The sequence below is a fragment of the Synechococcus sp. R5-13 genome (assembly GCF_047462015.1).
Classification (GTDB): Bacteria; Cyanobacteriota; Cyanobacteriia; order Thermostichales; family Thermostichaceae; genus Thermostichus.
Genome location: NZ_JANSIL010000204.1, coordinates 1 through 1823, shown reverse-complemented (window position 1 = coordinate 1823; position 1823 = coordinate 1). Strand labels below are relative to the sequence as shown.

Below are 1823 nucleotides of genomic sequence, written 5' to 3'. Positions count from 1 at the left end.
GGTAGTAATCCGTACTGAACATATTATACATTATTTTCAGTATAGTTGAGCTTATTATTGACTAGAGTCACGCTCCTGCTTAGCAGCTCCCTATGGTTGTCTCGGATCCCTTTGGCCTTGTTGTGCAAGAAGTGCAGCAGGGCGGGTACGCAGACCGAGTGAAAAAGCTGGTTTACTTTGCCTGCACCAGCACTTGGGAAAGCGATGTCAGCAAGTTGAACCAAATAGACCTGAAAGCTCTGCTGGAGCAGCTTTGCCGTGAGCACGCTACCCTTGATGCTTTGGGCCAGCGCTTTCGAGATGCCATTAGCCGCATCAACAAAAAAGCCGAGTATGCTCGCATCGCCAAGATGCTGCTAAGCAAGCTACAGCCCCTGTATCAACAGCCCCAAGCGGATCCCTCTAGCCCACTCATGCCCTCGCCCAAGGAGCCATCAGCTTGGGCCGCACCCTCGCCTATCTTGTCCTTGGAGTATGGAAGCCCACGACTGCAAAAGCAAGACTACGATCCCTTCGAGCTGCGGGCAGGGGTGATGCGGCAAACCAGCCCTTTGCGGGCCAAGCTGGTTCTGTTCACGGCTTTGTACCACAAAGTAGAGCCTACTCTGCAGGGGTTGGCGGCCCTGCGGCGCTACAGCCTGGACGAGCTGCTCAGAGCCCTCTACGATGCCTGCGCCTCCCCCCAAGAACTGGAAGCCCGGCTGAAGGAGGCGGTGCAGCAGTTGCAGGAGCCGGATCAGGATGGCCAAGCCGCCAATGCTGTGCTGCAGATGCTGAAGCCTCTTTACGTTGACGTGCCCCCAGCGACCCTCCCCGGCGGAGGATTGGCTGCTGAGCCTCTCTCCGCCAATCTGGATTGGCTGAATACCGAAGATGCCGCTCGCGCGGGCGAGGCAGAGTCCCTGGCCAGCCCCATGACTTGGATTGACGCTGGGATCCCAGAGGATGAGGAAGAGCCTGCAGAGCTTTCGGCTTTTGCGACCCCGGCAACACCACCCGGCCCCTCTTCTGACCTGCGACAGGAGATCCCAGAGTCCTGCCGCCAACTGCTCCATCACAGCGCCGGATCCCTGATGGTTGCCATCGAGAACACCCTAAGCGAGTTGGGCAACGCCCTGGACGAAGGTCTGCAGGATGAGGATCCCGTCCAATATCTGACGCTCAAACACCAGGTGCTGCGCGGCTTCTTGAGGGATGTCGAGGGATCCGCCGCAATGTTCATGGGGATCTTGAAAAAGCTAGAACAATCGGAGTGGCGCTTGGTGCAGCCCCTGCGCGTCAGCAATGCAAAACAGGCTCTGCCGGAGGCGGTTACCGAAATGCCCGCTGAGCTGGCGGATCCCTATGCTTCCCTAAGACAGGTGTTGGCCAGCAGCGAGCTGGCCCAGCAAAAGCCGCAGTTGGAGCAGGAGGTGATGCGTTTGGTGCGGCGCAGCGTCGGCTCTGTCAAAACTGCTATCGAACAGGCCCTGAGCGAGTTGGGCAAGGCGTTGGATGAGCAGTTCCAAACCTGCACCCTAGAGGAAGCCTTGGTTCTCAAGTACCAAACACTACGCGCCTTTTTGCAGGAAGTGGGGGAGATCTCCACCAAATTTGCTGCTTTCTTGGATCGCATGGAGGAGGCAGAGCGCCGTCTGTTCGGACTGGTTTGAGAGCCAAGCCCGCTGTTCGGGGATCCCGTTCAACACTCACGATCAGCCGCGCCGAGTGTTGGGGAAACGCCCGGATCCTTATCTAGAATAACCACCAGTGCAGCTGATACATTTACGCTGAACACTGCTGAACATCACTGTTCAACTATGCAGCGATAGCATTCTGTTTGT

The 1823-nt window shown here is 57.3% G+C and carries 1 protein-coding gene; it reads left to right on the top strand.

The features are described from left to right. The first annotated feature begins 92 nt into the window (after positions 1-92). Complete coding sequence (locus NW840_RS13465; RefSeq protein ID WP_414344820.1) at positions 93-1652, top strand: hypothetical protein; 1560 nt, start codon at positions 93-95, stop codon at positions 1650-1652. Positions 1653-1823: the final 171 nt, after the last annotated feature.

What these genes read in the sequence shown, in the direction of transcription:
- NW840_RS13465 (WP_414344820.1), top strand. Translation starts at nt 93, where the DNA reads ATGGTTGTCTCGGATCCCTTTGGCCTTGTTGTGCAAGAAGTGCAGCAG.